Annotated in this window: 20 protein-coding genes; 14 read left to right on the top strand and 6 right to left on the bottom strand. The window is 61.4% G+C overall.

Annotated elements, in window-relative coordinates; genetic code table 11:
* Nucleotides 1-57 precede the first annotated feature (57 nt).
* Entirely contained in the window at nt 58-1026 is a 969-nt protein-coding gene (locus PATSB16_RS11465; protein WP_072628640.1) for a LysR family transcriptional regulator, read from the top strand.
* 233 nt (nt 1027-1259) lie between these two features.
* On the opposite strand, the gene PATSB16_RS11470 is transcribed toward PATSB16_RS11465, so the two are convergent.
* Nucleotides 1260-2525, bottom strand: coding sequence for an MFS transporter (locus tag PATSB16_RS11470; protein WP_047214255.1), 1266 nt, complete (start codon nt 2523-2525; stop codon nt 1260-1262).
* Nucleotides 2526-2624: 99 nt separating this feature from the next.
* Between PATSB16_RS11470 and PATSB16_RS11475 the strand changes: the two genes are divergently transcribed.
* The 5 genes from PATSB16_RS11475 (at nt 2625) to PATSB16_RS11495 (ending at nt 7444) form a co-directional block, all read left to right on the top strand.
* The gene (locus PATSB16_RS11475) at nt 2625-3557 is read left to right on the top strand and encodes a LysR family transcriptional regulator (protein ID WP_047214256.1); all 933 of its coding nucleotides are present in this window, start codon (nt 2625-2627) and stop codon (nt 3555-3557) included.
* Nucleotides 3558-4139: 582 nt separating this feature from the next.
* Nucleotides 4140-4850, top strand: a complete 711-nt coding sequence (locus PATSB16_RS11480; protein ID WP_418303865.1) for an endo alpha-1,4 polygalactosaminidase — start codon at nt 4140-4142, stop codon at nt 4848-4850.
* 514 nt (nt 4851-5364) lie between these two features.
* Nucleotides 5365-5940 carry a carboxymuconolactone decarboxylase family protein gene (locus tag PATSB16_RS11485; protein WP_047214259.1) on the top strand — a complete coding sequence of 192 codons (576 nt, stop codon included), beginning with the start codon at nt 5365-5367 and terminating at the stop codon, nt 5938-5940.
* Between the two features lie 40 nt (nt 5941-5980).
* The gene (locus PATSB16_RS11490; RefSeq protein WP_047214260.1) at nt 5981-6652 is read left to right on the top strand and encodes a peroxiredoxin-like family protein; all 672 of its coding nucleotides are present in this window, start codon (nt 5981-5983) and stop codon (nt 6650-6652) included.
* 75 nt (nt 6653-6727) lie between these two features.
* Nucleotides 6728-7444, top strand: coding sequence for an SDR family oxidoreductase (locus PATSB16_RS11495; RefSeq protein WP_047216496.1), 717 nt, complete (start codon nt 6728-6730; stop codon nt 7442-7444).
* Here PATSB16_RS11495 and PATSB16_RS11500 read toward each other — a convergent pair.
* Nucleotides 7421-8347 carry a LysR family transcriptional regulator gene (locus PATSB16_RS11500; protein ID WP_047214261.1) on the bottom strand — a complete coding sequence of 309 codons (927 nt, stop codon included), beginning with the start codon at nt 8345-8347 and terminating at the stop codon, nt 7421-7423. The genes PATSB16_RS11495 and PATSB16_RS11500 overlap by 24 nt on opposite strands.
* 506 nt (nt 8348-8853) lie before the next feature.
* Here PATSB16_RS11500 and PATSB16_RS11505 point away from each other — a divergent pair.
* The 4 genes from PATSB16_RS11505 to PATSB16_RS11520 are packed head-to-tail and all read left to right on the top strand — an operon-like array spanning nt 8854 to nt 13649.
* Nucleotides 8854-10380, top strand: a complete 1527-nt coding sequence (locus PATSB16_RS11505; RefSeq protein WP_083566763.1) for an efflux transporter outer membrane subunit — start codon at nt 8854-8856, stop codon at nt 10378-10380.
* A 40-nt stretch (nt 10381-10420) separates the two neighbouring features.
* Nucleotides 10421-11725: an efflux RND transporter periplasmic adaptor subunit gene (locus tag PATSB16_RS11510; RefSeq protein WP_047214264.1), complete on the top strand. Its 1305-nt coding sequence runs from the start codon at nt 10421-10423 to the stop codon at nt 11723-11725.
* Nucleotides 11722-12444, top strand: coding sequence for an ABC transporter ATP-binding protein (locus PATSB16_RS11515; protein WP_047214265.1), 723 nt, complete (start codon nt 11722-11724; stop codon nt 12442-12444). Before PATSB16_RS11510 ends, PATSB16_RS11515 begins: the two co-directional genes overlap by 4 nt.
* Entirely contained in the window at nt 12441-13649 is a 1209-nt protein-coding gene (locus tag PATSB16_RS11520) for an ABC transporter permease (RefSeq protein WP_047214266.1), read from the top strand. The genes PATSB16_RS11515 and PATSB16_RS11520 overlap by 4 nt, the downstream gene beginning before the upstream one ends.
* A 256-nt stretch (nt 13650-13905) precedes the next feature.
* Here the strand turns inward: PATSB16_RS11520 and PATSB16_RS11525 are convergent, their stop codons facing one another.
* The 4 genes from PATSB16_RS11525 to PATSB16_RS11540 form a co-directional block, all read right to left on the bottom strand.
* Nucleotides 13906-15702: a P-loop NTPase fold protein gene (locus tag PATSB16_RS11525; RefSeq protein ID WP_047214267.1), complete on the bottom strand. Its 1797-nt coding sequence runs from the start codon at nt 15700-15702 to the stop codon at nt 13906-13908.
* Between the two features lie 360 nt (nt 15703-16062).
* Nucleotides 16063-16449, bottom strand: coding sequence for a YybH family protein (locus PATSB16_RS11530; RefSeq protein ID WP_047214268.1), 387 nt, complete (start codon nt 16447-16449; stop codon nt 16063-16065).
* Nucleotides 16450-16943: 494 nt separating this feature from the next.
* Nucleotides 16944-17615, bottom strand: coding sequence for a hypothetical protein (locus PATSB16_RS11535; protein WP_047214269.1), 672 nt, complete (start codon nt 17613-17615; stop codon nt 16944-16946).
* A gap of 228 nt (nt 17616-17843) precedes the next feature.
* The gene (locus tag PATSB16_RS11540; protein WP_047214270.1) at nt 17844-18434 is read right to left on the bottom strand and encodes a hypothetical protein; all 591 of its coding nucleotides are present in this window, start codon (nt 18432-18434) and stop codon (nt 17844-17846) included.
* A gap of 583 nt (nt 18435-19017) precedes the next feature.
* Between PATSB16_RS11540 and PATSB16_RS20880 the strand changes: the two genes are divergently transcribed.
* The 4 genes from PATSB16_RS20880 to PATSB16_RS11555 all read left to right on the top strand — a co-directional run bounded on the left by PATSB16_RS20880 (nt 19018) and on the right by PATSB16_RS11555 (nt 25440).
* A complete protein-coding gene (locus PATSB16_RS20880; protein ID WP_156884725.1) occupies nt 19018-19971 on the top strand; it encodes a hypothetical protein in 954 nt (317 codons plus the stop codon).
* 684 nt (nt 19972-20655) lie between these two features.
* Nucleotides 20656-21576, top strand: coding sequence for a HEPN domain-containing protein (locus PATSB16_RS11545; RefSeq protein ID WP_156884727.1), 921 nt, complete (start codon nt 20656-20658; stop codon nt 21574-21576).
* Between the two features lie 483 nt (nt 21577-22059).
* Nucleotides 22060-24474 carry a phosphoenolpyruvate synthase gene (ppsA, locus tag PATSB16_RS11550; protein WP_047214272.1) on the top strand — a complete coding sequence of 805 codons (2415 nt, stop codon included), beginning with the start codon at nt 22060-22062 and terminating at the stop codon, nt 24472-24474.
* 18 nt (nt 24475-24492) lie between these two features.
* Nucleotides 24493-25440, top strand: a complete 948-nt coding sequence (locus PATSB16_RS11555; RefSeq protein ID WP_047214274.1) for a 1-phosphofructokinase family hexose kinase — start codon at nt 24493-24495, stop codon at nt 25438-25440.
* Nucleotides 25441-25460: the final 20 nt, after the last annotated feature.

The raw sequence follows: 25460 nt of genomic DNA on the forward strand, positions 1-25460 counted from the left end.
GGGGGGCCATCATCGCAATCAAGCGAATGGAATAAAGTCATAACCAATAGGAATGGCATGGAGACACGGGATCTGGAGTATCTGTTGGAGGTCGAGCGGTGCGGCGGCGTGGGAAAAGCGGCCGAGGCGCTGAACATGAGCCAGCCCGCGCTGACCAAAGCCATCAAGCGCGTCGAGGCCGAGGTGGGTATGCCTCTCTTCATGCGCAATCCCACCGGCGTGGCGTTGACGACTTACGGCAAGGCGTTTATCGAGCGCGCACGACGCATCACGCTCGAGTTCGATGACGCGTTGAAGGAGCTGACCGCCATTCACTCGGGTGAGCTGGGCGTGTTGCGGGTCGGCTATTCGCCGTCTATTCCCGACACATTGATCATGCGAAGTTGCCGGCGCCTGCTCAACGAGCGTCCGGCGGCGAAGTTGCACCTGCGGCGCAATATCGCCGCCGATCTGTTTCGGCAGATCAACGCGGGCGAACTCGATCTGGCGATCGCGCCGGCGCCCACCGTGGGGATCGACTATTTCGAAGCTACGCGGCTATTCGATGACCGCCTGCATCTGATGGCAGATAAAAACCATCCGTTGCGGGACAAAACGACGGTCAGGCTGAAGGACCTGCTGGGGCAGGAGTGGCTTTTGCCGGACTCGAACGCAGCAATCCGGCAGTTGGTCTGGAACGCATTCACACGCCAAGGACTGCCGCAGCCGTCGATCCGCGTTCAGACCGACTTCGCCATCCCCGCGCTTCTCGAGCTCGTGCGCGGATCGCGGATGTTGTGCATTGCCGGGCACGATCCGGAGACGCCTCATCGCGGCATCATTCAACTCCCGCTCGCCGACGACGAACTGGACCTGACTCGCAGGGTATGTGCAATTCACAGATCGGGCGGCTTCATTTCTCCACTCGCGACGCGCCTGATAGACGTTCTCAAATCCGGTAGCAGCGCACACCCGACCGAACGCAAGGTGCTGCCCCCGCCGGATTCAAATGGAGGGGTGCCAGCTACTGACAGGCGCATCAAATAGCGCGTAACTTCCCAAACGGCCTGGCGATATCCCAAGCGTGTGCGCTTGCCACATTGAGGAGGATCGAAATAGCTTGGGTCGTAGCCATAACCCACTGCTCAGCGTGCCGCTATGGGATGCCACGGACAACCAGCCCCATGTCTGATTGCGGTTGAATCCAAGGTGGCGCGGCGAGGCCGCCTTGCCGTCCAACTTTGTTCGCGCTCGCAAACTGCTTGATTTTATGCGACTGGTCAAACGTCAATACCGCGTGTGGCATTCCATAGCCTGAGTACGAATGCAAGGCTGGCGAATATGAGCCCTATTGAACAGACACCGCTCCAACCGGCCAACGCCAGCGCGGTGCCGGACAGCACAGCACCCAACGCACCGCCAATGAAAAATACTCCGACAAATAGTCCGTTCAGCCTGCCGCGGGCGGCAGATCCCAGTAGATTGATGGCACGCCGCCCGAGCGTTTGATCGGTAACGACGCCTGCGTCAAGCGCACCCGCCCCTGCGACGAGCATTGCACACGCCAGCACCGGATGAGCACTTGCGGAAAAACCACCCCAACCGGCGCCCGCCACGCCAATAAACACCAGTGCCATGAGCATCGTCAGGTGCCCCGCGAGCAGCGCTTTGCGACCAGCCCCGAGGTCCCCCGCGCGGCCGGCCAATGGCGTCATGATGGCGCCTGCCGCGCCAGCTAGCGCAAATAGTGCGATGCCATTCATATTGAAGTTGAATGGCGGCTGCGCGAGTCTCAAGCCGATCGCCGTCCAGAATGCACTGAAGGCAGCCATCACCAGCGCGGCCGATGTGGCATTGCGTTGCAACACGGGTTCACTACGCAGCAGAATCCACAACGAGCGCAATAGTGGCAGGTAACTTGTCACTGCGCTCGGCAAGCGCGCGGGCAGCTTCATATACAGCGTGACGGCAAGCAACGCATCTGCCAGCGCGGCAAAGCCATAGAAAGCACGCCAACCGACTGCCCCAGCGATCAAGCTCGCGGTCGGGCGCGACAGCAGGATACCGAGCATCAAACCACTCATCACATTGCCAACCGCCCGCCCGCGATGGCTTTCCCGCGCCATCGAAGCTGCCATCGGCACAAGCATCTGGATGACGCTGGAAGCCGCACCCGCCAAAAATAACGCTAGCAAAAACACTATGCGTGAATCGGAAATCATCGCAACAGCCAAAAACCCCGCACAGCATGACAGTGTGCACACGATCAACCGGCGATTCTCAAGAAGATCGCACAGCGGCACCAGCAGCACCAGACCGGCCGCGTAACCGAGTTGCGGCAGCATTGCCGTGAGGCCCGCGAGCGCGGGCTGAAGGTGCAGGCTACGGACAATCACACCGGTCAGCGGTTGGGCGGCAAACAGGTTCATGACAATCACACCGACCGCTCCCGCGAAGAAGACAGTCATCGTCGCAGTAAGCGTGTGCGGCGTGTCTTCCCACGGTGCCGTGGCAATGTTGGCGGTATTCTCGGCAGATTGATTCATCGAATGGGCTCTCGGAGCGAAGGGGAACGAAAGCCATACTACGGATGGATTATGTATGCGACAATTGAAATATGTTAATAATTATTATGCGGAAAAATTTTGAATACGCGTGACCTGGAGGCATTTGTCGCTGTTGTCGAAAGCGGTTCGATGGTTCGTGCCGCAGAAAGACTGCACCTCACGCAGCCTGGCCTGACTCGACGCGTGCAGAGTCTGGAGAGTATGTTGGGTACCGTATTGCTTGATCGCCAAGGCAAGCCGCTCAAACCGACTGCTGCAGGCAACGAAGTCTACGTGCTCGCGCGCACTGTGCTGCGTGCGGTCGATGACCTCATGTCGGTCGCGTCTCCTGAAAGCGAGCCGACCGGTGAGTTGAGAATCGGCATGCCGCCGTTTCTAGCTGAAGTTGCGCTGGAAAAACCATTTGACCTCCTGCGCAGCGCCTTTCCCCGATTGACGCTGCGTGTCACCGCAGGGTGGTCGCCCACCCTCCTGCACAATCTCGAACGGTCGTCGCTCGATGCGACGACTTTACTGATGCCGTTGGGGTTCGCACTACCCGAAACGTTGCAAGCATCACCTCTCGCGTTCTTGCCGACCGTTGTCGTCGCAGCTCGTTCTCTTGGTTTGCCCAACGCGCCAACGACGCTGGCGGATCTAGCTCGTCACGAATGGGTGCTCAACCAGGACGGCTGTGGAATGCGCTCCGCTCTGAGGCGTTCACTGGAGGCCGCGGCTCTCCCGTTCAATGTCGCTGTCGAAGCGTTTGGTTCCGAGTTGCAGTTGTCTCTGGTGGCACGTGGGCTGGGCATTGGACTCGTGACACCGGACATCTTGGAACGAAGCGCCCATTTTCCGGCGCTTCAAGTGCTCGATGTCACTGACTTTCGCACGGGGGTCAATGTATGGTTCGTCCACGGCTCCTTGCCTGGCAGGCTTACGCGTCCAGTGGAGCTGTTGCGAAAGTCGCTCACCGACGTGCTAGCCGAAGGCACGGTGGAAAAACGTACGAATGATGCCAAAGAGATATGACAGCCGTCGGCAATCTCACAATATGTGGCCGGTGTCGTTGTCCCGCCGCGTGTATGTGCCCAACCGCCTGCATTTCTCCGTCGATACCCGACTCAATCGCGCGGCCAGTGCCACACCGAGCAACGCTGCGAGCTACACGAACGAGCGCAGCATTGGCCAGCCAGTTCACCGTGTGTTGCTGGCAACGGGCGAGGCGCGTAGCATAAGCGACCACAATCGAGGCCGCAAGGCCCAATCGGAGCTGCAATGCGACCGAGCCCCGTTCTGCAAGCGTCGATGCGGGAGCCGGTAGGGCTCGGATGAAGCGGCTAACGAAAATGAATCTCGAACGCGTCGTGAATACGGCATTTTTTCTGTTGATGGGGTGAGATTATTTGCGCGTTCGGAAACGCTGATGTTCAACATCGCCTCCTTGGAAAGCGAAGCGCGCTGTTCGCGTCGGCGCTTCTTCTATTAGCCTCCATAGCCGGATGCCGCGCCTGGGGCGCCGCCACCAGTAGCGTCACCAACCGCGATAAAAGCCGTGGTAACGCGAGCACTGCTATCTCTTCAACCATGCGGCCGTCCTACTGGAGGCCGGCCTTGAGCGATACCTGGCAGTGGCAGTTGAACGGAACGCTCAATACTCTCTATGCAGTATCGATATATGACATCGACCTGTTCGACACACCGGTTGCCACGATCAAAGCGTTGCAAGTCAGCGGAAAAAAAGTAGTCTGCTATTTTTCTGCCGGCAGTGCGGAAAACTGGCGCTCCGATTTTTCCAGTTTTCGGGCATCCGACATGGGCAATGCTTTGAGCGGGTGGGCGGGAGAACGCTGGCTCGACACGCGGTCGGCCAATGTGCGGAAGATCATGCGGGCACGACTGGATCTGGCCGTTTCCAAGGGCTGCAATGGCGTCGAGCCGGACAACGTGGACGGCTACGCAAACAATAGCGGCCTCCCCCTTTCAGCCTCAACCCAACTGGATTACAACCGCTTCCTGGCCCGCGAAGCACATAACCGCGGATTGGCCGTTGCATTGAAAAACGATACAAGGCAGTTGGGCGATCTGGTCAAGGATTTCGATTTCGCCGTCAACGAACAATGCCATGAATATGCCGAATGCGGCGGATATCAGGTTTTCACGGCTCACAATAAGCCAGTGTTCAATGCGGAATATGCAGCGTCCTACAGCACGAATGCCGCGGCACGCGCCACGCTGTGCGCGAACGCAAGTGCACACCATCTCCATACGCTGGTGCTGCCACTCGCACTGGACGATAGCGTTCGCTACAGTTGCGAACACTAACAAGCTGCGGTACGAGCCGGTCAGCCACGCCCGGCGCTCCATCGGGCGACTGCGTTGATCTGTACGATCTTGCGCGTCGGAAGCCGCGCTCAACGGAGAATCAGAGATCACGCCCCTGCGGTGTATTGGGAGCACGGCGCTTCCTGCCGTATTCCGCCTGATCCCGACCGGCGCTTCACGCCCCTTCACGTCCCTTTGCCCCCCTCCGCCGCAAGCAGCAAGTCATGTCCGAAAACCAGCCATGACGGGACATTTCGCGCTGCATTCCACCGGCAGATTCCTGCTCGCAGTGGCGTAGCAAAGCCAGGACGCCTCTCGAACAGCAAGTCATGACCGGCCGCCAGATGCCGCGCGAGCCAACGCGCGCCAGTTAACGCGATATCCCCGGCCCTTGCCACTTGCCGACAGGTTGGCCATTCCATGCGGGAATAACTCTTATCGCCGCCGCCTGTCTTCTTGCCGCGCGGCGTCTGTCCGATCATGTGTTCACCGTCAACCCACAGAGGAATCAACGATGAACATCTTCGACGCCTACACTGTCGACACCGCGTCCGCCGACTCGAAGCCCCTGATCGAAGGCACAAAGGCCGCTTTCGGCTTCGTCCCCAATCTCCAGTCCTTCATGGCGGAGTCGCCCGAACTGCTGGCCGGCTACTCGGCGCTCTGGGACCTGTTTTCCAAGAGCACGCTGACGCCGCACGAACAGCAGGTCGTCTATCTGAGCTCGAACTTTGAGAACGACTGCCACTACTGCATGGCTGGCCACAGCACGCTCGCAAAAATGATCAAGATGGACCCGGCCGTGATCGCCGCCCTGCGCGCCGGCACCGAGCTTCCCGACGCAAAGCTCGAAGCGCTGCATCGCTTCACCACCATCGTGGTGCGGGAGCGCGGCTTCGTCACCGATGCGCAGGTCGAAGCGTTCCTCGCAGCCGGTTACACGCGCCGCAACGTGTTCGAAGTGATTCTCGGCGTCGCGACGAAGGTGATGAGCAACTACACGAACCACATCGTGCATACGCCTTACGATGCCTTCATGAAGGGCAACGAGTGGACCAAGCCCCAGGCGGCCGTTGCGGCCAGCGTCTGAGCGCAGGTTCGAACTCGATCACCCGATACAGGAGACGGACATGTCCTTGCAAGACAAACTCGACGCGTTCAAGGCGGACTTCAAGGGCGGCAAGCCACCGTACCACGCGCCGCCCGAGATTCACCCGATCATGGAGCGCGCCACCGCTGAGCTGATCGCAAGCGGACAGGCAGCCCGCGCCATCAAGGCCGGCGACCGTGCGCCCAGCTTCACGCTCAAGGATCAGGACGGCAACGACGTGTCGTCGGCCGAACTGCTGCGTCACGGCCCGCTCGTCATCACGTTCTACCGCGGGGTGTGGTGCCCGTACTGCAACATCGAGCTCCGGGCGATCAACGAGGTGCTGCCGCAGATCGAGGGATATGGCGCGAGCGTCGTGGCCATTTCTCCGCAGACCGCGGTCAACAGCCGCAAGTCCGTGCGCGACAACAAGCTCGGCTTTCCGGTGTTGAACGACTCGAACGGCGAGGTCGGCGCGGCGTTCGGCCTGCGCTTCGCATTGCCCGGCTATCTGGTCGATCTCTACAAGGCCTTGAAGAACGATCTGCCCGCGTTCAACGGCGATCCGTCATGGACCCTGCCGATGCCGGCGCGCTACGTGATCGGCCGGGATGGCATCGTGCTCTATTCGGAAGTGAATCCCGACTACACGCATCGCCCCGATCCGGTCGATATGTTCCCGGTCCTGGAGCGCGCGAGCGCAAAGGTGTAAGCGAACGCGCAGGTCATCGCCGCCTTCGGGCGGCTTTTCCTTTCCCTTTACCCTATCCCATACCCCATGACCATCATGACAAAGCGTACTTTTCTGGTGACGGGCGCCACCAAAGGCATCGGTCTCGCGCTCAGCGAGCGGCTCGTCGCCGCAGGCCACCGGGTCATCGGCATCGCGCGTTCGCACGCGGCGTTTCCCGGCGAACTCGTCACGCTGGACCTCGGCGATCGCGCCGCGACCGACGCGGCCCTGCGCGAGTTGGCGCAACGCCATCGCGTCGACGGCATCATCAACAATGTTGGCCTGGTCCGGCCGCAACGCGTCGAAGCGGTCGATCTCGATGTGCTCGACGAAGTATTCTCCGTGAATCTTCATCCGGCCATCCAGACGGCGCAGGCATTTGTGCCCGGCATGCGCGAGCGCGGCTGGGGGCGCATCGTCAATATCTCCAGCCTCACCATTCTCGGCATCACGCAACGCACGGCCTATGCCGCGGCCAAGGCCGCGCTCGTGAGCTTCGCACGCACATGGGCGCTGGAACTCGCAACGACTGGCATCACGGTGAATTCAGTGGCGCCCGGGCCCACCGAAACGGAGCTTTTCCGGGCCAACAATCCGCCCGGCAGCGAAGGCGAGCGGCGTTATCTGGCGGGCGTGCCCATGGGGCGCTTCGGCAAGCCGGAAGATATCGCCGCGGCGATTGCGTTCCTGCTTTCGGACGATGCGGGCTTCATCACCGGGCAGACGCTCTTTGTCGATGGCGGCGCCTCAATCGGCAAGGCCGGAATCTGAAGGCGAGTCGCCGGCCGTTTTGGCAAACAGGCTTTCGACGAAAGTGACGAAGGCGCGCGCCTTCGTCGTTGCCATCCGCCCGGAAGGAAAAACCGCCCATACGTCGACGCCCGGCAGCGTCCAGTCCGTGAGCACCGCCTGCACCGAGCCGTCCGCGAGCTCCGGCGCGAACATCCATTCCGAGGCCACAGCCAGTCCCAGATCGGCGAGCACGGCGGCGCGCACGCCTTCGGCAGCACTGACCCGCAGCCGGCCCGACACCGTAACCGCGGCTTCCGTGCCGTCCGCGTGCCCGAACGCCCAGGCATCGCCGCCGCTGCGCATCGCGTGAACGATGGCCCGATGCCGGCTGAGGTCGGCCGGCGTGTGCGGCACGCCATGCCGCGCGAAATACGCCTTCGTGCCGACCACGAGCCGCCGCCCGCTCGCCACCCGACGCGCGGTCATCGCGGAATCGTCGAGTCGGCCCATGCGCAACGCGACGTCGACGCCTTCCTCGAGCAGATCGATCGGACGGTCGTCCATCACGATCTCCACGTCGAGTCGCTGGTGCTGCTCGAGGAACGCGCCCAGGGCGGGAATGACGTGCAGCCGCGCGAAGGTCACGGCGGCGCCCACCCGCAGCCTGCCCGACAGTCCCGTCGACGATTCACGCACCGAATGCTCCGCGCGATCGGCCTCTTCGATCGCCAGGCACGCATGTTCGTAGAACCGCTGGCCGGCGTCGGTAGGCGTCAGGCCGCGGGTCGAGCGCAACAGGAGCCGGGCATTCAGATGCTCTTCCAGTTGCGCGATCGACTTCGATACGGCGGGTTGTCCAATTTGAAGCCGACGCGCCGCGGCCGAGAACGAGCCGGCGTCTACGACGGCGACGAAGGTTTCCATTGCGGCCAGGCGATCCATGCGGGTTGGGTCTCGGGAATGAGAGAGGCAAAGACAAAGGGATGGTGTCGCAGCGTTGCTGGATGCGAGTTATCACGTTGCGCGCAAACGACCCGGCAACTATACAGCAGCTTGCGTACTGGCATGCCATCGCCCCCTTATGCACCACGGGCCCGGGTCTGCCTTTACGCCCATGAGCGCCTTCATTCCACAACGCCAATGGCTGCTTTCCTTGATTTTGCGCATCTCCGGGCCACGGCCGTGCGTGTAATGTCGGTGGAACCGGACGCGGCAAACAAGGTGCATCGACCATGGTGCCGGTCTTGAGCGGCAGTCCCTGGCCCCTGCCGCTGGCGCCGTGCGTTGGCCGCCTCCAAGACCGCGAGCCCACGTCGTGCGCTTCGTTGCGAGCGCCGATCCGGTCGCGGCAAGGCTGATTTGTTTCGTCTTTGGGCAGCGCACACGCCAGCCGTTTGGCTTTTTTGCAGACCACTTCTGGATCCATCGATTACCCTCAGAGACCCCCGATGAAGCGCGCAACGAAGGCCTGCACTTCGAGCATCGGCGCCACGCCGGCGGCGTGCCCGGCAGATCGCGGATCGGCTCCGGCGAGGCCCGCATCCGGGTGGCGGCGCGTCCGCGCCGTGGCCGGCACGGCGCTCATCGCCCTTCTGCTGTCGGGCTGCGCCGCGGTCGGTCCCGATTACAGCAAGCCGCACGTCGCGGTGCCCGAGAACTGGCATGCCGCCCATCAGGCAGGCCCGGTCGATGCGGACGCGTTGGCCAAGTGGTGGACGCGCTTGAACGACCCCGTCCTCGAGCGCCTGATCACGGAGGCGCTCGCATCCAATACCGATCTGGCAGCCGCGCGCGCCCGGCTGCGGCAGGCGCGGGCCCTGCGCGCGCTGGCCGGCGCGCAGTTCTATCCCACGGTCAGCGCATCGGGCTCGGCCCAGCACAGCAAGTTCAGCGGGACGACCGGCGCGGCAGGCTCGCGCAACTACTTCAGCGCAGGCTTCGACGCAGCATGGGAGCCGGACATCTTCGGCGGACTGCGGCGCGGCGCCGAGGCGGCGCAGGCGGACCTGGAAGCCAGCGAGGCGTCCTTGCACGCCACCCAGGTGTCACTCGTGGCGGAAGTGGCCGTCAACGACGTGGAGCTGCGCGCCTACCAGGGGCGTCTGGCGATTGCGCGGGCCAACGAGGCCACCCAGGCGCAAACCCTGCAGATCGCCGAATGGCGCGCGCAGGCGGGCCTGGTGACCAGCCTCGACGTGGAGCAGGCCCGCACCAATCTCGAGCAGACCCGTGCCAGCATCCTGCCGCTCGAGACCAGCGTGGCCGAAACGAAAAACCGCCTGGCGGTCCTGCTCGGCAAGACACCCGGCAGCCTGAACGCCCTGCTCGACCCGCCGGAGAACATCCCCGCAGTGCCGGAGGCGGTCGCGGTGGGCATTCCCGCAGACACCCTGCGGCAGCGCCCCGACGTTCGGGCCGCCGAACGCACCCTGGCCGCGGAAACCGCGCGCATCGGCGTCGCCGAGGCGAACCGCTATCCCAACCTGGCGTTGAGCGGATCGTTCGGCCTCGAATCCCTCACGCTCGGCGGCCTGACGGGCGGCAACGCCACGGCCGGCTCGCTGCTGGCGAACCTGGCCGGCACCGTGTTCGACGGCGGCCGGCTCAAACAGCAGGTGGAAGTCCAGAGCGCCGTGCAGGCCCAGGCGCTGGCCGCCTATCAGGCCGCCGTGCTGGCCGCCCTGAGCGACGTGGAAAATGCCCTGACCGCCCTGGCCAACGGCCGTTGGCGCGTGCAGGCGCTCAGGGTCGCGGCCCAGTCCGCCGCCAATGCCGAGCAACTGGCCCAGCAGCAATATGCCGCCGGCCTGGTCGATTTCGAAACCGTGCTCACCAGCCAGCGGACGCTGCTCTCCGTGCAGGACAGCCTGAAAAGCAGCGAGGCGGACACCGCCACCTCCCTGATCCAGCTCTACAAGGCCCTCGGCGGCGGCTGGAGCAACACGCCGCAGAGCGCGCAGCCGCGGCCGGAGTGAGCGTACCGACCTTCCCGATTCAGACCACAGGCAGACCAGCATGAACCCACCGAAAAACCCGTCCTCCGGCGACATCAAGGCGACCCTGGGCCTGAGCTCGGGCATGCAGCGATGGACCGGCCGCCGCCTCTGGTGGTGGGCAGCGGCGATCGTCGCCCTGGCTGCCCTGGCCGCCCTGGCCTTCTTCGTTATCGGATCGCGCAACAACGCACAGGCACCCCGCTACCAGACCTCGGAGGCCCAAAAGGGCGACCTGACCGTCACCGTGTCCGCAACCGGCACGCTGGCGCCGACCAACGAAGTGGAAGTCGGCAGCGAAGTGTCCGGAACCATCGAGGACGTCAACGTAGACGTCAACGACCGGGTAAAAAAGGGCCAGCTCCTGGCGAGTCTGGACACCTCCAAGCAGCAGGACGCCGTGGCCAAGGCCAGGGCCACGCTGGCGGCGGCCGACGCGACGGTGCTGCAGAAACGGGCCACGGTCGCCCAGGCGAAGGCGACGCTGGCCCGCTACCGGCAGGTGGCCGAACTCTCCGGCGGCAAGGTGCCTTCGAAGCAGGAGCTGGACATCGCCGCGGCCGACGAGCAACGCGCCATTGCCGACGAAGCCAGCGCCGCGGCCTCGGTGTTGCAGGCCAAGGCCGCTCTGCGCGCCGAGGAAACCACTTTGGCCAAGGCCTACATCCACTCGCCGATCGACGGCGTGGTGCTGACCCGCAAGGTCGACCCGGGCCAGACCGTGGCCGCGACGATGCAGACCCCCGTGCTGTTCACCCTCGCGGAAGATCTCTCCAAAATGGAGCTGCAGGTCGATGTGGACGAAGCCGACGTCGGCAACGTCAAGGACGGGCAGTCCGCCGTGTTCACCGTGGATGCCTGGCCCAACCGCAAATACAAGGCCCGCGTCACCCGCGTGAGCTTCGGCTCGCAAACCACGGACAAAGTCGTCTCCTACCTCACGACCCTGCAGGTGGACAACCAGGATCTGAGCCTCAGGCCCGGCATGACGGCGACCGCCGAGATCACCACGGTGGAATTGAAGGATGTGCTGCTGGTGCCGAACGCGGCCCTTCGCTTCAGCCCCGCCGAGACCGCCACCGCGGCCAAGAAATCGGGCGGGCTGCTCTCGGCCATGATGCCGCGCCCGCCGCTGCAGCCGCAGAAGAAGCTGGCCAAGGAGAAGAAGGAAGGCAGCCAGCGCGTCTGGGTGCTGCGCAGCGGACAGGCCGTTCCGGTGGACGTCACGGTCGGCTACACGAACGGCAGCCAGACCCAGGTGACCGGCGGCGACCTGCGCGCCGGCACGCAGGTGATCACCGACACCTTGTCGACGGCGCAGCCATGAACGGGCAGACCGCGGCCGACACCCGCATCATCGCCCTCGAAGCGGTCACCAAGACCTATGGCCAGGGCCCGGCGGCCTTCCAGGCGCTGCGCGGCGTCGACCTCGCCGTCGACGCCGGAGACTTCGTCGCGGTGATGGGCCCCAGCGGATCGGGCAAGTCGACGGTCATGAACATCATCGGCTGCCTGGACACGCCCACCAGCGGCGTCTACCGGTTCAAGGGCATTCACGTGGAGCAGCTCAACCGCAACCAGCGCGCCCTGCTGCGCCGCAACTACCTGGGCTTCGTGTTCCAGGGCTTCAACCTGCTGGCCCGCACCAGCGCCCTGGAAAACGTCGAGCTGCCGCTGCTGTACCGGGGCGAATCGCCGGCCAGCCGCCACGCCGCCGCACGCGCGGCGCTGGACCAGGTGGGCCTGGCCGGCTGGGAAGACCACACCCCGGCCGAACTGTCCGGCGGCCAGCAGCAGCGCGTGGCCATCGCCCGGGCCATCGTCACCCACCCCACCGTGCTGCTCGCGGACGAGCCCACCGGCAACCTCGACACCCGGCGCAGCCACGAAATCATGGAACTGCTGGCGGCGCTCAACCGGGACATGGGCATCACCGTCCTGATGGTGACCCACGAGTCGGCGATGGCCGACTATGCGCACCGGCAGGTGTATTTCGTCGACGGCACGGTGGAGAGCGACAAAGACACCAGGAAGGCCGCGCCATGAACCGGAACACGCTGCTGATCGCGCTGCGGGAGATCCGGCGCAACCTGATGCGCTCGTTCCTCACCATCCTCGGCATCGTCATCGGCGTCGCGGCGGTGATCACCATGGTCACCCTGGGCAACGGCGCCACCCGGGCCGTCGCCGCCCAGGTGGCCAGCCTGGGCAGCAACCTGATCATGATCCGGCCCGGCCAGCGGCTCGGCCCAGGCCAGGGCTCCGCGGGCGCGCCCAGCTTCAAGCTCGCCGACGTCAACGCCATCAAGGCGCAGATCCCCGGCCTGGCGGCCGTCGCCCCGATCGCCAGCACCATGGTCACCGTGGTGGCCGGCGCCAACAACTGGTCCACCACGGTACAGGGCACCAGCGACCAGTGGTTCATGGCCAGGGACTGGACGCTGGCCGCCGGCCGCACCTTCTACGAAGGCGAGGAGCGGGCCGGCGCGGCCGTCTGCGTGATCGGCGAGCGGGTGCGCAAGGAACTGTTCGGCAGCCAGAACCCCATCGGCAGCAGCATCCGCGTCAAGCAGTTCGCATGCAACGTCATCGGCCTGCTCAAGGCCAAGGGGCAGTCGGGCATGGGCCAGGACCAGGACGACGTGGTGGTCATGCCCCTGCGCACCGTGCAGCGGCGCCTGACCGGCAGCCTCGACGTCGGCACGCTGATCGTGTCGGTCAAGGACGGCGTGTCCACCGGCAAGGTGCAGAACCAGCTCCAGCTGCTCCTGCGGGAACGGCGCCACATCGCGGCGAATGAAAACGACAACTTCAATGTCATGGACACCAAGCAGATCGCCGAAGCCCTGTCCGGCACCACCAATGTGCTCACCACCCTGCTCGGCGCGGTGGCGGCGGTGAGCCTGCTGGTGGGCGGCATCGGCATCATGAACATCATGCTCGTGTCGGTTACCGAACGCACCCGGGAGATCGGCATCCGCCTGGCCATCGGCGCGCTGGAGCGCGAGGTGCTGCTGCAGTTCCTGATCGAAGCGGTCGTGCTGTCCAGCCTGGGCGGCCTGATCGGCATCGCCATCGCCACGGCGGCGTCGATCTTCCTGGCCGGCGTCATGCAGGTGCCCTATGTCTTCAACCTCGGCATCAACGTGCTTTCCTTCGCCTTCTCCGCAGCCATCGGCGTGGTCTTCGGCTATTTCCCGGCCCGCCGCGCAGCGCGGCTCGATCCTATCGAGGCGCTCAGGCATGAGTGAGGTTGGGTGGCGGGCCGGGGGGGTAGATGGGTCGGAGCGGGTGCGGGGTGGAGGGTGCGGAACTGGTACACGCGACGCCGCATGACGCGGGCGCGCAGGTCGGGTTGGTGTGTTGCTTAATATCGATCGGCGCTTGGCGACCCATACCCGACGTCGGCAGTACGGGTTTGGGCGCCCAGTAGCTGACGCTCGTACAGTCGAGCAACGAAGGAGATGTCGCCGCAGGCCCGTGCTCCCGATGGAGGTTGACTGCCCCTTAGGGGGCCGGGGACAGTCGCCCTGGCACCGCTGCATTGCAGTCGACCGCTGTCTGCACCTGGCGCTCGGCCTCAACTCCGCCCTCGGCCAAAAGCGCTGGAACTTTGCTCTCTGCGAACAATGTCCGCAACAACCGTCCGAAACGATTGTCTTCCTCGGCTCTGACGATGCGCCGGCATGCTTCCAAGAAATTCATCCCAGCCTGGCCGAAGTGTTTCTCGTACATTTCGTGCTGCTCGAGAATGTCCAAACTTTTGAGTACGAAAAGCTTAAAATCACGACCTTTCAACGTCCGCATCGCAGTCTCGAAATCGTCGATCGTAGCCGCTCGCATCGCCGCTTCTTCCCGATGCCCCCATCCGTTGTTCTCATGAATGTGCTTGATGGCATCGACGACAGTCGCACTGTGAATTCGAGCATCGCGCGCTTTGTCGATTGCTGCCTTAAGTCTTGGATGTAGCGGCTGATGGCCCGGTAATTCTCCGAATTCGGTGTTGTCGGCGATGGTCGCGAAGTGAACCAACCAACCATCAATCAAATCATTTTCAAGTTTGGCACCGCCGGGTAGATCGAACATCTGCTTTCCGAGCGCCGTGACAGTGTAGGGGTCAAGGTCCGCCACTCTGGCGATGAGCTTGACCGCATCATCTACGAGATCGTCGTCGCAGTCTGTGACGTACCAAACGGAGCGCTCGAAGAATGCACGCGCGAGATTTCTAGCTTCGGTGCGATTCTCGTTGTGTTGGTAGCCTTGGACGATGGCCTCAATCGCCCTTGCGTCGTGCCTTCCGTCGCGAACGAAGCCGACAACCAGTTCTTCAAATTCGTCCGAAGAATTGATCTCTAGCTTTGACAGCAGAACTTTCCATGCGGCTGGTGTGGACTCCTCGCTTTTCTCCTTTGACGCATCGCCTCCCTGCCTGAGGTGGCGGCTAAGAAAGTCGCTCGGACCTCGGTTGTAGCCTGCGACATACTCCAGAGTCGGTCCGTCCTTGATGGCATTGTTTGCAAGAGCGGAAATGAGCACAATCGAGGGAACGGTCCGTGCCTGTATCCCGAGAGGCATGTCGCCAGTGTCACCGAGGAGCTGAACCACAAGACGGTAAGCCTTACGGATGACCCGGATATTGGTGATCCCGCACGCGTCCACCGCAGTCTTGGCCGTCGCGCGGTAAGGACTATTCAAGTTCGGAACCGCGATTTCAAACGCTTCCCCAGGTGTCGGCGTGAAACGAAGCTCTTCTTCGACCACCTTCTCTCGGAATGCCACCCAGAGCGGGCTGTCGGTAGGCGCGGAGAACTGGTCCGAGTTGAGAATCAAGAGGAATCGCGTACCAAAATTCTGAGAGTATTCGTTGACGAAGCCTAGGACCTCGTCGACTGACAACGAGGCATGCTTTCTTTCGATGTCATCGATGACTACGAATCGGTCGCGCAAAGCGACAGGAACTGCTACCAGCGCAAGCTCGTCGAGCGCCAAAAACCCCGGGTGGACCTTCTTCAAGGCGTCGACGCTGGCCTTCCAAGTCTTCATCAGACCTTCTGTCAGCGAGCTGCTGTCGCCGCCTACTGGGAGCGCGCTTTGGACCACCTTGAGCTTGAGCTGATTGATGTCTTTCAATCCAAAGAGGGACACGTAGCGCGCGCCTTTGACAATCGGGTCCTCCGACTCTTTGCGAATCTCGTTCCAGAGGTGAGTTTTGCCGGTGCCCCATGCGCCTGTCAGCGCGATGACTTTTAGGTCGGCGTTGTCGATGAGCGAGATCAACTGCGCTTTAGAATGTTCGATCGTCATTTGCTTTATTCGGTGCTGAATCCAGCAGGCAGTCCCGCCAGTACGACGTTTGGGTTGCATCACTGGCGCACTCGACCAGCCAGATCCTGTGAAGATTGTTCGAGATTCAAGGATAACGCGTCGTCATATTGCGATTCTAAATCAGCACCGGGCCACCGCGAGTTTATGGGACGCTCCGAAGCTGCCGGTCGAGAACGGCAGCAAATGGCCGATCGCCGCCCGACGCATTCCCCTGAAATCGACCCCGAATAGACGTTTGCGTCACCCGGAAACGGCCATTCGCCAAGCAATGAACTGCGGATCTATCGATAGCCAGGTCGTGCGCTGAAACCAGATTTGTGCGCGCCCGAGCTGGCGATTTTATGCGTCGAGCACAAGTGGCCCCAAGGAATTGTCGATCAGGACCTTCCAGCCGCCGCCGGGCTGCTTGCGGAAGACCGTCGTTGCGACGAGTTGCCTCGTGGCAACCTCCCCATTCGATTCCTTGTACTCCAGCGTCCACCGAGACAGGAACAGCGCAATCCCATCTGCCTCGAAAACACGGCTTTTGAGCTGCGTGGCCGACGCGCCCGATTTCATCGCACGCTCGAAAAACTCGAGTAGCTGCGCTCGTCCGCACACTGCTTTCCCCGGCTCAGTGACGACGACCGCCGTGTCTTCATAAAAGCTCATGACGGTATCAATGTCACGCTCATTGAACGCTCGATCCAGTAGTTCTACTGCATGCTCGGGGCTGTGCGCGATCATAATTTTCCTCTGAGACACATCACATGGTGGACGGGTGACCGGTCAGAAACGGGCGCAATCTATTAGGAGAACGTGTTCGACCTGGCCTCTATCGTATCCTGCGTAGCAATGCACTGGCTTGTCGGCGGTCTGTGCATCGGTGTCGATTGACGCTTCCTGCCGACGATGCCACTTCAGCGCTCGGGTGATCTGCCCCGCCACTCGTACCAATGGGCTTCCAGTAAAGCTCAATTAAATTAGCGCCTGCATGGCGGCATGAGAATCCTCGGTTGCTCTGTGCTTGGCCGCTGCCGCCATTGCAGCATCAGCAGCTATGGTTGCTCGAAGCGAGCCAGATCATGATTACACACGCGGCCAGTGTCGAGGTAATGCCCTCCCGCAAACAGACGCTGGGAGAAATAGAATCTTCTCGTTAAGGTGGAGTCCTGCAGATAAAGAAGTCAAGATTTACGGACAGCCAGACCATGGACGCGCTCAAGCATGCGGAGTCCGACTCACCGACCGCCCGTGGCCAGTGCACTGCTGCTCGCAAGAACGTACGAGCTCAGATCTCGATCGCTGTACTGCCGCGCAAGCGCCGATCCGGCCGTTTGAGCGACCAGGACTGCACCCCACACTTGCGCGAACGGCCATTCAAAGGAGTCATATCGCGCCGAGACGTCGGGAAACACCAAAGCATTTCTCACAATCGTGTCGAACACCTTGTTCCCCGTGATTGTGTGGCAGTGCATCGCTATGTCTCCTATCCGATGACCGAAGCGCTTGAGTTCAGATTCGCTCGCATTCGACTCTTGTATGAGCACTGCCTTGAGAAAAATTTCAGTCGCCATTCGAAAACCAAGGATCGATTTCGTGTTTGGCTTCGGAACAGTCAGTTGAGCTATAGCTCCCGCGAGTTCCTTTGCACCGCTCAGTGCGAATTCGAGGGCACGGCTTGACAGCGACTTTAGTTTTCCAATGTCGTCAAGCCCGTATGCATAATCCACGCAATCAGCCCAATAGAGCGCGAGTCGCCACAGCTCCCCCGGTTGCTTAAGAACGCGATCCTTGACGGGCCGAGGCATCGCTTCCAAGCAGTCTAAGGCGCTTAACTGCACTTGACCATGGACGATGGGAACATGAAGCGGCCAAAAGGAAGCGTCGAAGTAGAAGGCGCCGGTAAACATAGCACCTACGGTGTGAGATCCAGGCGCACTATTCTCTCTAAACCAACAGAATATCTCGCTGGCTACGGGCGATGAGAGTTCTAGTGTGCAACGATACTCCCTTGTAAAATCGCTCATTGCACGAAACGGCCGCGCTTGATGCGGCAATTCTTCTTCACTGTATCGCTCGTTCGCATACTCAAGCCAACGGTGTAGTGCCGTTCGGTTCATGTTAAATGAACAATGGATCTAGTATGGTGCATTGACGTGGATCTCTGTGGCGAGCGCCTTTAGATTATTGGCTATTTTTGAAAATCGCTCTTGCCTTTTGAGCCAAGCGCCACTACACGACAATCTTTTCGCTCCGATAGCCTCCAGGGCTGCGCGTTTAGAAGGGGTGCTTTCATGAGCGGCAAAGTTGCGAAGAGTTGCAAGCCGCTCAAGCGCTACCTTATACACAGGCTTCTTGATGATCACAACCAGATAGTGCGTATCTGGAACGAACGACTTTATGGTTTTGATTAGTCCAGAACGCCCCTTGAAGTCAAAGTACCCCGTTCCTGTTATCAAAAATTCACATACTTCGTCGGTTAGGTGTTTTGGAAACTCCACGTCTGTGGTCGCGGCCAGAGTAGAAGTGTCGTTGTTTACAGCGCCAACGAGCGCGTCGAGCATTAGTCCTTCGAATTCTTTGTAAAGTCGAATAATCGCGTAGTTGTGAAGCCAAGTTACATGCTCATCAGTCTGTGCCATGGACACGGAGGACAGAAAGGCACTTATCTTATCGACCTCCGTATTGAAGTCGTGTGCCGAAAGTTTGATACTTTTTTTTCGTGGCATGGAGGCAGTTATCGTAGATCCAAGTGATTATTTGTTATCTATACAGATAGTTCGGGCTAAAAAATACGGGAAGCAGCTCATAAACCCATCTGGACAACCCTCCAAAAAGTCCCGTCCACATTCACATCGCAGGGGCATTGTTTAAAAATTAGCAGACAATCACGTGAAAAACATAGTTCTCTTCCAACAGAAACCGCGCGATTGACGGGGTATGCTCCCACGAAATTATGGCACGAGCAAAAATAAATCGCCGGGGGGAACGAATAGCCGGCTCCGGGGCCTATGGCGCCCGATGCAACCGGCGCTTGGCAACCCGGTGTCCTCCTCCGGGTTGCAGTGGTACGCGTGGTCATTCTGAATGCATATCTATTGCTAAACATTCGCATAGTTGGCACATATCCGACCATGCCTTACCCGGCCGGGCGCGGCTCATTTGAGGTACTCGCCAGGCTACCGGCTTTGGCGGGTGTGCGTCGGTTATTTCGGGTGACCTGATGACCCGCAGAATCTTTGCCCCTTGGCCTTGCCGACTTCCCATACCGACCCCATAATTCTGATTGCACCGACATCTCTCGCACCAAATATGTCGAATACAAAATTACGCGACGAACAAATCGAAAAGCTACGACCACTAGAGAAGCGGCTACAGCAAGCCGTTCAAGGAGCAGAGTCGGAGATGGCGGTTGAGATTGCAACTGAAATCCAAGCGTTATTTCCGAATGATCGAGGTCATCATCGTCTTTTAAAAGCAAAATTGTGGGCGTACGAGGCATGTATTGACGCCAATCGGTTGACATACGCCGAAGCCGGGTTGATAGGGGTTAGAAAATTATCAAATTCAGATACCCGCCTCTACCTTGAGGCAACCTCTTTGCTCGCAGTTTGTAGGCTTCGCTTAAAGAAAATCGAAGATTCAAAGATTTTGATAAAGGAGGTGATATCCAAGCTCAACAATATTCAGTCAGACAAAACTCGTCATCGTTTTCAAAAAAGTTTCATTGAACGAATTGAAGAGGAATGTATCCTCGCTGAGTTGATAGGAACGGAACAACTGCCAATGAATGCCACTGAAATTCAAGCAAAAGCCGTGCTCCTGCTGCATCATAGTACCGATGATGAAATATTCAGATTCATCGGGAATAGTGTTCCTGTTGCAAGCCTGAATTTGCTGGGGGATATGCGATCGTTCTCAGTGAAGCAGATTGCCGCACCGGACCGAAAGCTATTGCCGCCGCCAGAAAGGGCAGCTGATCCAAAACAGATTGGCCGAACCACTTTTGCTTTGCTTCGGCGCGTCGCGTGGAAAACTTTCTGCAAACCATCAAGCCCAATTTACAAGCTTTGGTCAAAAAATATGCCTAAAGTATTTAATGATGAATACTTCTCAGCCGCAATAATAACGACCATGAGCGACTTTAAGATCGGAGCGCCACTCCTCGCCAGCGGCATCGTGGCTTTAATAATGAAATACTCTGCGGAGGAATTTTGTTCGCTGGCGCAACCGAAAGGATTGATGTCTGAGAGAAATAACAAATGAGGTTTCAATAGAATCAGGATTTATAGAGAGCCTAGCGCATCCTTGCCCTCCATCCAGCACCTGCGTTTTGATGATGTAGGGCTGCCTATTGGCTGGCGCAAAGTCCATGTTTGGATGTCGACTGAGAACACGAGTCAACGTTTCCTCTGCCCCCTTTCTGCTTTGCAGCAAGCAATGCTTAGCAAACCAATGTTGACCCTCAGTTTCTGAGTTCGATAACCGTGGCGTAGCCATTCATGATCGGGTCGACTTGGAGTGGCGCAATGAGTGTACCATTGCCGTCACAACGAAATCGCACTGCAACACAACGCTATGTCTAAGCCAGTCAATCCAAAACCTGCGACTGAAGATCTACTGCTAGAAGCGCTCCGTTCTATTCAAATCGCGGCCCGGGAGTACCCTGGAGGACTAAGCGCCGCGCTTAGGTCAGTTGACCGACGCGTTAATTCAAGTGCGACACTCCGACTGCAGGAGTTATCGGAATGTTTATCAGACATTATCGTCAAAGACAGCAGGTTCCTTGGTGACGTTGTACACATGGTCGCCTCGGTGGGTGGCAAGTCGGGATTCTATCCAATGTTCGTCGGACAGAAGTTGGTCCTACAACTCTTGGAACTAGGATCATCCGAGAAGGCTATCCAATGGTTGGACAAGGTCCTGCATACGTCTGAGGCGGACGGACAGATGATCACGCTCATCCGCGGCGCTCCCGTCACGACATCTGTCGATCTGACGTCTCGCCTCAGACTTGTCCCGCTGAGCGACCTACCAGACAGCCCGCAAAAGCGCCGGATGACGAGCTTTGATTTTAGCCAACGTCCAAGTGTCGCGGGCATGCTCGATTGGGAGCCGCCAAGCTCTGCATTGGTCATCTCGTACCCCAAGCACCCTTTTCTGGTTGGCCAAGAAGATCCTGTTGCGGGCGACTACATCGCCGACAGCGATCTCGTTTCGGACGCCATCTTGGCTTTGACTATTGTTGGCCCGCGCATCGTGATCCACGCGGTGAATTGGTTCAGTTTCGATGATCCTGATTTGGAAGCCGCCCGCCTTGGAGTCTCATTGAGTAGCCGGAATGTGGAAGTCATTCCGAACCGAAGACTGGAAGCATTTCCACCTCTTGATGCGGCAATGGCTCAGCAAGCGGTTGAGGCTTTCATATCACTTAAGGGCAGCGCTAAGGAGAAGGTGCGCATCGCATTGTCGCGTCTCCGGTTGGCGCTTTCGAGACATAGCACTGGGGACAAAGCGCTTGAGGTAGCGATAGCTTTCGAGACACTACTGGAAGACGGTGGCAACGCGGAGATGACTCACAAGATCAAGGTGCGCACGGCACGTCTAATCGGCGGCTCCCCGGCTGAACGCGAACGTAACGCCGCGATCGTTGGAAAGACCTACGAAGTGCGAAGTGCGGTCGTGCATAAGGGCCACGTCGACCCATCAATGTCATTAAGGCTCCGTCAGGGCGAAGCAAAGGTATCCGCTGAGAGCGTAGTGGCACTTGCCATGGAAGTCTGCGCCAAACTCATTTGGACGATCCTCCGACGCCAGAACATTCCAGTCTGGACCAGCTTTGACGTTGCCGAGCATACTGGGGGCGAGTGAGGATTGACGCTCCCCACGACTCCCGAGACCGCCGATGCATTCCACGACGGACTGTGGTGAGCACGGCCGAGATTGGCTTCTTCCGACCAGACATCCACCGGCGCAGTAGGCATCGGTTTCGTCTCGAATCTACATATGCCCGCGGGAAAATGAGCGCATACTCGTCCGACATGCCCGACACGGATGGACTCTGACTGTTAAGTCGTTAGCCGAAGCTGCCCTACCCCCCGTTTTTCCCTCCGGTTTTTGTTCCGTTTTTCTCCCCCCGCTTTTTCTCTCTCCAGCACCAGCAGCTTCGAGCGGCCCCCCGCTATCCGCCGCATCCTTGTGCTAAATCAAGCCGCCGGTCCGCATCGGGTGCAACGATGACAAGGCGCCGTTATCGCATTTAGCGTCGAATTCGCCTGGGCATCGCGTCGGCGCGCAGCCGGCCTGCTGGCCCAGCCCGGTTGCCGGGTCTGGCGGGTTTGGGAGGAGACGGCGATGAGCAACGATATTTCACGGGTGATGTGGTTCGAGGATTTGCGGCGTAGCGACGTGCCGACGGTTGGCGGCAAGAATGCCTCGCTTGGCGAGTTGATCAGCGCGCTGGCGCCGCACGGCATTCAGGTGCCGCCCGGTTTTGCGTTGACGGCGGCGGCGTATCGCGAATATCTCGACGTCAATCATTTGCGCCCGGTGATTGCTTCGCTGCTCGACGATCTGGCTGCCGGCAAGCGTACGCTGGCCGAGGCCGGCCAGGCGATTCGTCGCGCGATTCTGGATGGGAACTGGCCGGCGGCGACCGCGCAGGCGGTGGCGCAGGCTTACGCCGAGTTGAACCGCCGCAGCGGGCGGCCCGAGGTGGATGTGGCGGTGCGCTCGAGCGCGACCGCCGAGGATTTGCCGGATGCGAGCTTTGCCGGCCAGCAGGAGACTTTCCTGAATGTTCGCGGCGAGCGCGCGGTGCTCGACGCGAGCCGGCGCTGCTATGCGTCGCTGTTTACCGACCGGGCGATCAGTTACCGGCAGGCCAAGGGTTTCGATCATATGAAGGTGGCGCTGTCGGTGGGCGTGCAGCGCATGGTGCGCTCCGACCGGGGCGGCGCCGGTGTGATGTTCACGATCGATACGGAAACCGGCTTCGACAAGGTGGTGCTGATCAACGCCGCCTGGGGGCTGGGCGAGAGCGTGGTGCAAGGCACGGTCGAGCCGGACGAGTACGAGGTGTTCAAGCCGCTGCTGGCTGACGAGGCGCTGGCCCCGATCATCGGCAAGCGCTGCGGCGCGAAGGAGCACAAGCTGATCTATGCGACGAGCGGCCAGGGCACCACGCAGTACGTGGCCACCGCCAAGGCCGAGCGTGTCGCCCTTGTGCTCGACGACGCGCAGATCCTCGCGCTGTCGCGCTGGGGCTGCCTGATCGAGGCGCATTACGGCCGGCCGATGGACATGGAATGGGCCAGGGACGGCGAGACCGGCGAGATGTTTATCGTGCAGGCACGGCCCGAGACCGTGCAGTCACGGCGCGAAGCGGGCTCGACAAAACTCTATCGCATCAAGAAGGCCGGGCGCACGCTGGCCACCGGCGTGAGCGTGGGCGACGCGGTGGCCACCGGCCAGGTGTGCATCATCGAGAGCCCGCGCGAGATGGCGAAGTTTGTCGACGGTGCGATTCTGGTCACGCAATCGACCGACCCCGACTGGGTGCCGGTCATGCGCCGCGCCTCGGCGATCGTGACCAACGAGGGCGGCCGCACGTCGCACGCGGCGATCGTGAGCCGCGAGCTGGGGCTGCCGGCCATCGTCGGCACCGGCAACGCCACCGAGGTGCTGCACGATGAGCAGCAGGTGACGGTGTCCTGCGCGCAGGGGCGCGAGGGCTTCATCTACGAGGGCCTGGCCGAGTACGACGTCGAAGACGTCGATTTCACGCAGTTGCCGGCCACGCGCACCAAGGTCATGCTGAATCTGGCCAACCCCGCCGCGGCGTTTCGCTGGTGGCGGGTGCCGGCCGACGGCATCGGCCTGGCGCGCATGGAGTTCGTGGTGAGCAATCTGATCAAGATCCACCCGATGGCGCTGGTGCGCTACGACACGCTGGCCGATGCGCAGGCCAAGGCCGCCATTGCCGCGCTCACGGCGGGTTACGAGAGCAAAACCGAATATTTTGTCGACCGGCTCGCGCGCGGGCTCGGCCGAATCGCCGCGCTGCAATACCCGCACCCGGTGGTCGTGCGCATGAGCGATTTCAAGACCAACGAGTATGCGCACCTGATCGGCGGCGCCGCGTTCGAGCCGAAGGAAGAAAACCCGATGCTGGGTTTCCGGGGGGCTTCGCGCTATTACTCGCCGCGCTATCGCGAGGGCTTCGCGCTGGAATGCCAGGCGATTGCCCGCCTGCGCAATCAGCTGGGGTTCACCAATGTGATCGTGATGATTCCGTTTTGCCGCTCGGCCAGGGAAGCCGACCGCGTGCTCGCCGTCATGGCGGAAAACGGCCTGGTGCGCGGGCAGGCGGGCCTCGAGGTGTACGTGATGTGCGAGATTCCGTCGAATGTGATTCTGGCGCACGCGTTCGCGCAGCGCTTCGACGGCTTCTCGATCGGCAGTAACGACCTGACCCAGCTCACGCTCGGCGTCGACCGCGACTCGGCCGAGCTCTCCGACCTGTTCGACGAGCAGGACGACGCCGTGAAGTGGATGATCCGCAACGTCATTACCGAGGCGCACAAGAGCGGCGCCGATGTCGGCCTGTGCGGGCAGGCGCCGAGCGATCACCCCGAGTTCGCCGAGTTTCTGGTCGAGTGCGGCATCGACTCGATGTCGGTGAGCCCCGACAGTTTCATTGCGGTCAAGCGGCGCGTCGCGCGCGCCGAGGCTGCCCACCAGCCGGGCGCGACGCCCCCGGCCCTTTGAGCGAGGCACAGCCCTGCGATGCCCGAGATCCTGACCTTTACGCCGAACCCGTCGATCGACGTGTTCACCACCGTCGAGCGTGTCGTCGATACGCGCAAGATGCGCTGCGGCGCCGAACGGCGCGACCCTGGCGGGGGCGGCGTCAACGTGGCGCGCGTCATCCAGCGGCTGGGCGGCGATTGTACGGCCGTGGTGATGGCCGGCGGCCAGACCGGCGAGATGCTGCGGCAGTTGCTGGCCGCCGAAAAAGTGCCCACCGCGTGCGTCGGCATCGCCGGCCACACGCGCGAGAGTTTCTCGGTGCTGGAGACCGGCACCGGGCGCGAGTTTCGCTTCGTGCTACCGGGCCCGGTCATCACCGGCAACGATTGGCAGCGCTGCCACGACGCGTTGGCCGCGTTCGATCCGGCGCCGCGCTTTCTGGTGCTCAGCGGCCGGCTGCCGCCGGGCGCACCGGTCGACGGCTACGCGCAACTGGCGCGCGCGGCTGCCGCACGCGGCACGCAGGTCGCCATCGATACCTCCGGCCCGGCATTGGCCGCGGCGCTCGAGGCGGGCGTGGCGATCGTCAAGCCCAGCGTCGATGAATTGCGCGAGCTGACCGGCCAGCCGCTGACCGACGAGACGCAGTGGTGCGCCGCCGCGCGGCAGATCGTGCGGGACGGCCGCGCGCGCATGGTGGCGCTTACGCTGGGCGGACGCGGCGCGCTGCTGGTCGAGCGCCATCGCGTACTGCGCGCGCCCGCCCTGCCCGTCAAGATGGTCAGCGCGATCGGCGCGGGCGACAGTTTTCTGGCGGCGCTGGTGTGGGCGCTGAATCGGGGCGCGGGCACCGGCGAGGCGTTCCGCTATGGCATGGCGGCGGCCGCCGCGGCGCTCTTGAGCGCGGGCACCGGGTTGTGCCACAAGGAGGACGTCGAGCGCTTCTACCGCGACATGCCGAGCCACGCGGCGACGCTGGAGTAACGGTCGAGTAAGGGTCGGGC

This window comes from Pandoraea thiooxydans (genome assembly GCF_001931675.1).
Classification (GTDB): Bacteria; Pseudomonadota; Gammaproteobacteria; order Burkholderiales; family Burkholderiaceae; genus Pandoraea; species Pandoraea thiooxydans.

Excerpts from the sequence above, each read along its gene's own strand:
- PATSB16_RS11465 (WP_072628640.1), top strand. The coding sequence starts at position 58 with ATGGAGACACGGGATCTGGAGTATCTGTTGGAGGTCGAGCGGTGCGGC.
- PATSB16_RS11470 (WP_047214255.1), bottom strand. The coding sequence starts at position 2,525 with ATGAATCAATCTGCCGAGAATACCGCCAACATTGCCACGGCACCGTGG.
- PATSB16_RS11485 (WP_047214259.1), top strand. The coding sequence starts at position 5,365 with ATGAACATCTTCGACGCCTACACTGTCGACACCGCGTCCGCCGACTCG.
- PATSB16_RS11490 (WP_047214260.1), top strand. The coding sequence starts at position 5,981 with ATGTCCTTGCAAGACAAACTCGACGCGTTCAAGGCGGACTTCAAGGGC.
- PATSB16_RS11495 (WP_047216496.1), top strand. The coding sequence starts at position 6,728 with ATGACAAAGCGTACTTTTCTGGTGACGGGCGCCACCAAAGGCATCGGT.
- PATSB16_RS11500 (WP_047214261.1), bottom strand. The coding sequence starts at position 8,347 with ATGGATCGCCTGGCCGCAATGGAAACCTTCGTCGCCGTCGTAGACGCC.
- PATSB16_RS11505 (WP_083566763.1), top strand. The coding sequence starts at position 8,854 with ATGAAGCGCGCAACGAAGGCCTGCACTTCGAGCATCGGCGCCACGCCG.
- PATSB16_RS11510 (WP_047214264.1), top strand. The coding sequence starts at position 10,421 with ATGAACCCACCGAAAAACCCGTCCTCCGGCGACATCAAGGCGACCCTG.
- PATSB16_RS11515 (WP_047214265.1), top strand. The coding sequence starts at position 11,722 with ATGAACGGGCAGACCGCGGCCGACACCCGCATCATCGCCCTCGAAGCG.
- PATSB16_RS11520 (WP_047214266.1), top strand. The coding sequence starts at position 12,441 with ATGAACCGGAACACGCTGCTGATCGCGCTGCGGGAGATCCGGCGCAAC.
- PATSB16_RS11525 (WP_047214267.1), bottom strand. The coding sequence starts at position 15,702 with ATGACGATCGAACATTCTAAAGCGCAGTTGATCTCGCTCATCGACAAC.
- PATSB16_RS11530 (WP_047214268.1), bottom strand. The coding sequence starts at position 16,449 with ATGATCGCGCACAGCCCCGAGCATGCAGTAGAACTACTGGATCGAGCG.
- PATSB16_RS11535 (WP_047214269.1), bottom strand. The coding sequence starts at position 17,615 with ATGTTTACCGGCGCCTTCTACTTCGACGCTTCCTTTTGGCCGCTTCAT.
- PATSB16_RS11540 (WP_047214270.1), bottom strand. The coding sequence starts at position 18,434 with ATGCCACGAAAAAAAAGTATCAAACTTTCGGCACACGACTTCAATACG.
- PATSB16_RS20880 (WP_156884725.1), top strand. The coding sequence starts at position 19,018 with ATGTCGAATACAAAATTACGCGACGAACAAATCGAAAAGCTACGACCA.
- PATSB16_RS11545 (WP_156884727.1), top strand. The coding sequence starts at position 20,656 with ATGATCACGCTCATCCGCGGCGCTCCCGTCACGACATCTGTCGATCTG.
- ppsA (WP_047214272.1), top strand. The coding sequence starts at position 22,060 with ATGAGCAACGATATTTCACGGGTGATGTGGTTCGAGGATTTGCGGCGT.
- PATSB16_RS11555 (WP_047214274.1), top strand. The coding sequence starts at position 24,493 with ATGCCCGAGATCCTGACCTTTACGCCGAACCCGTCGATCGACGTGTTC.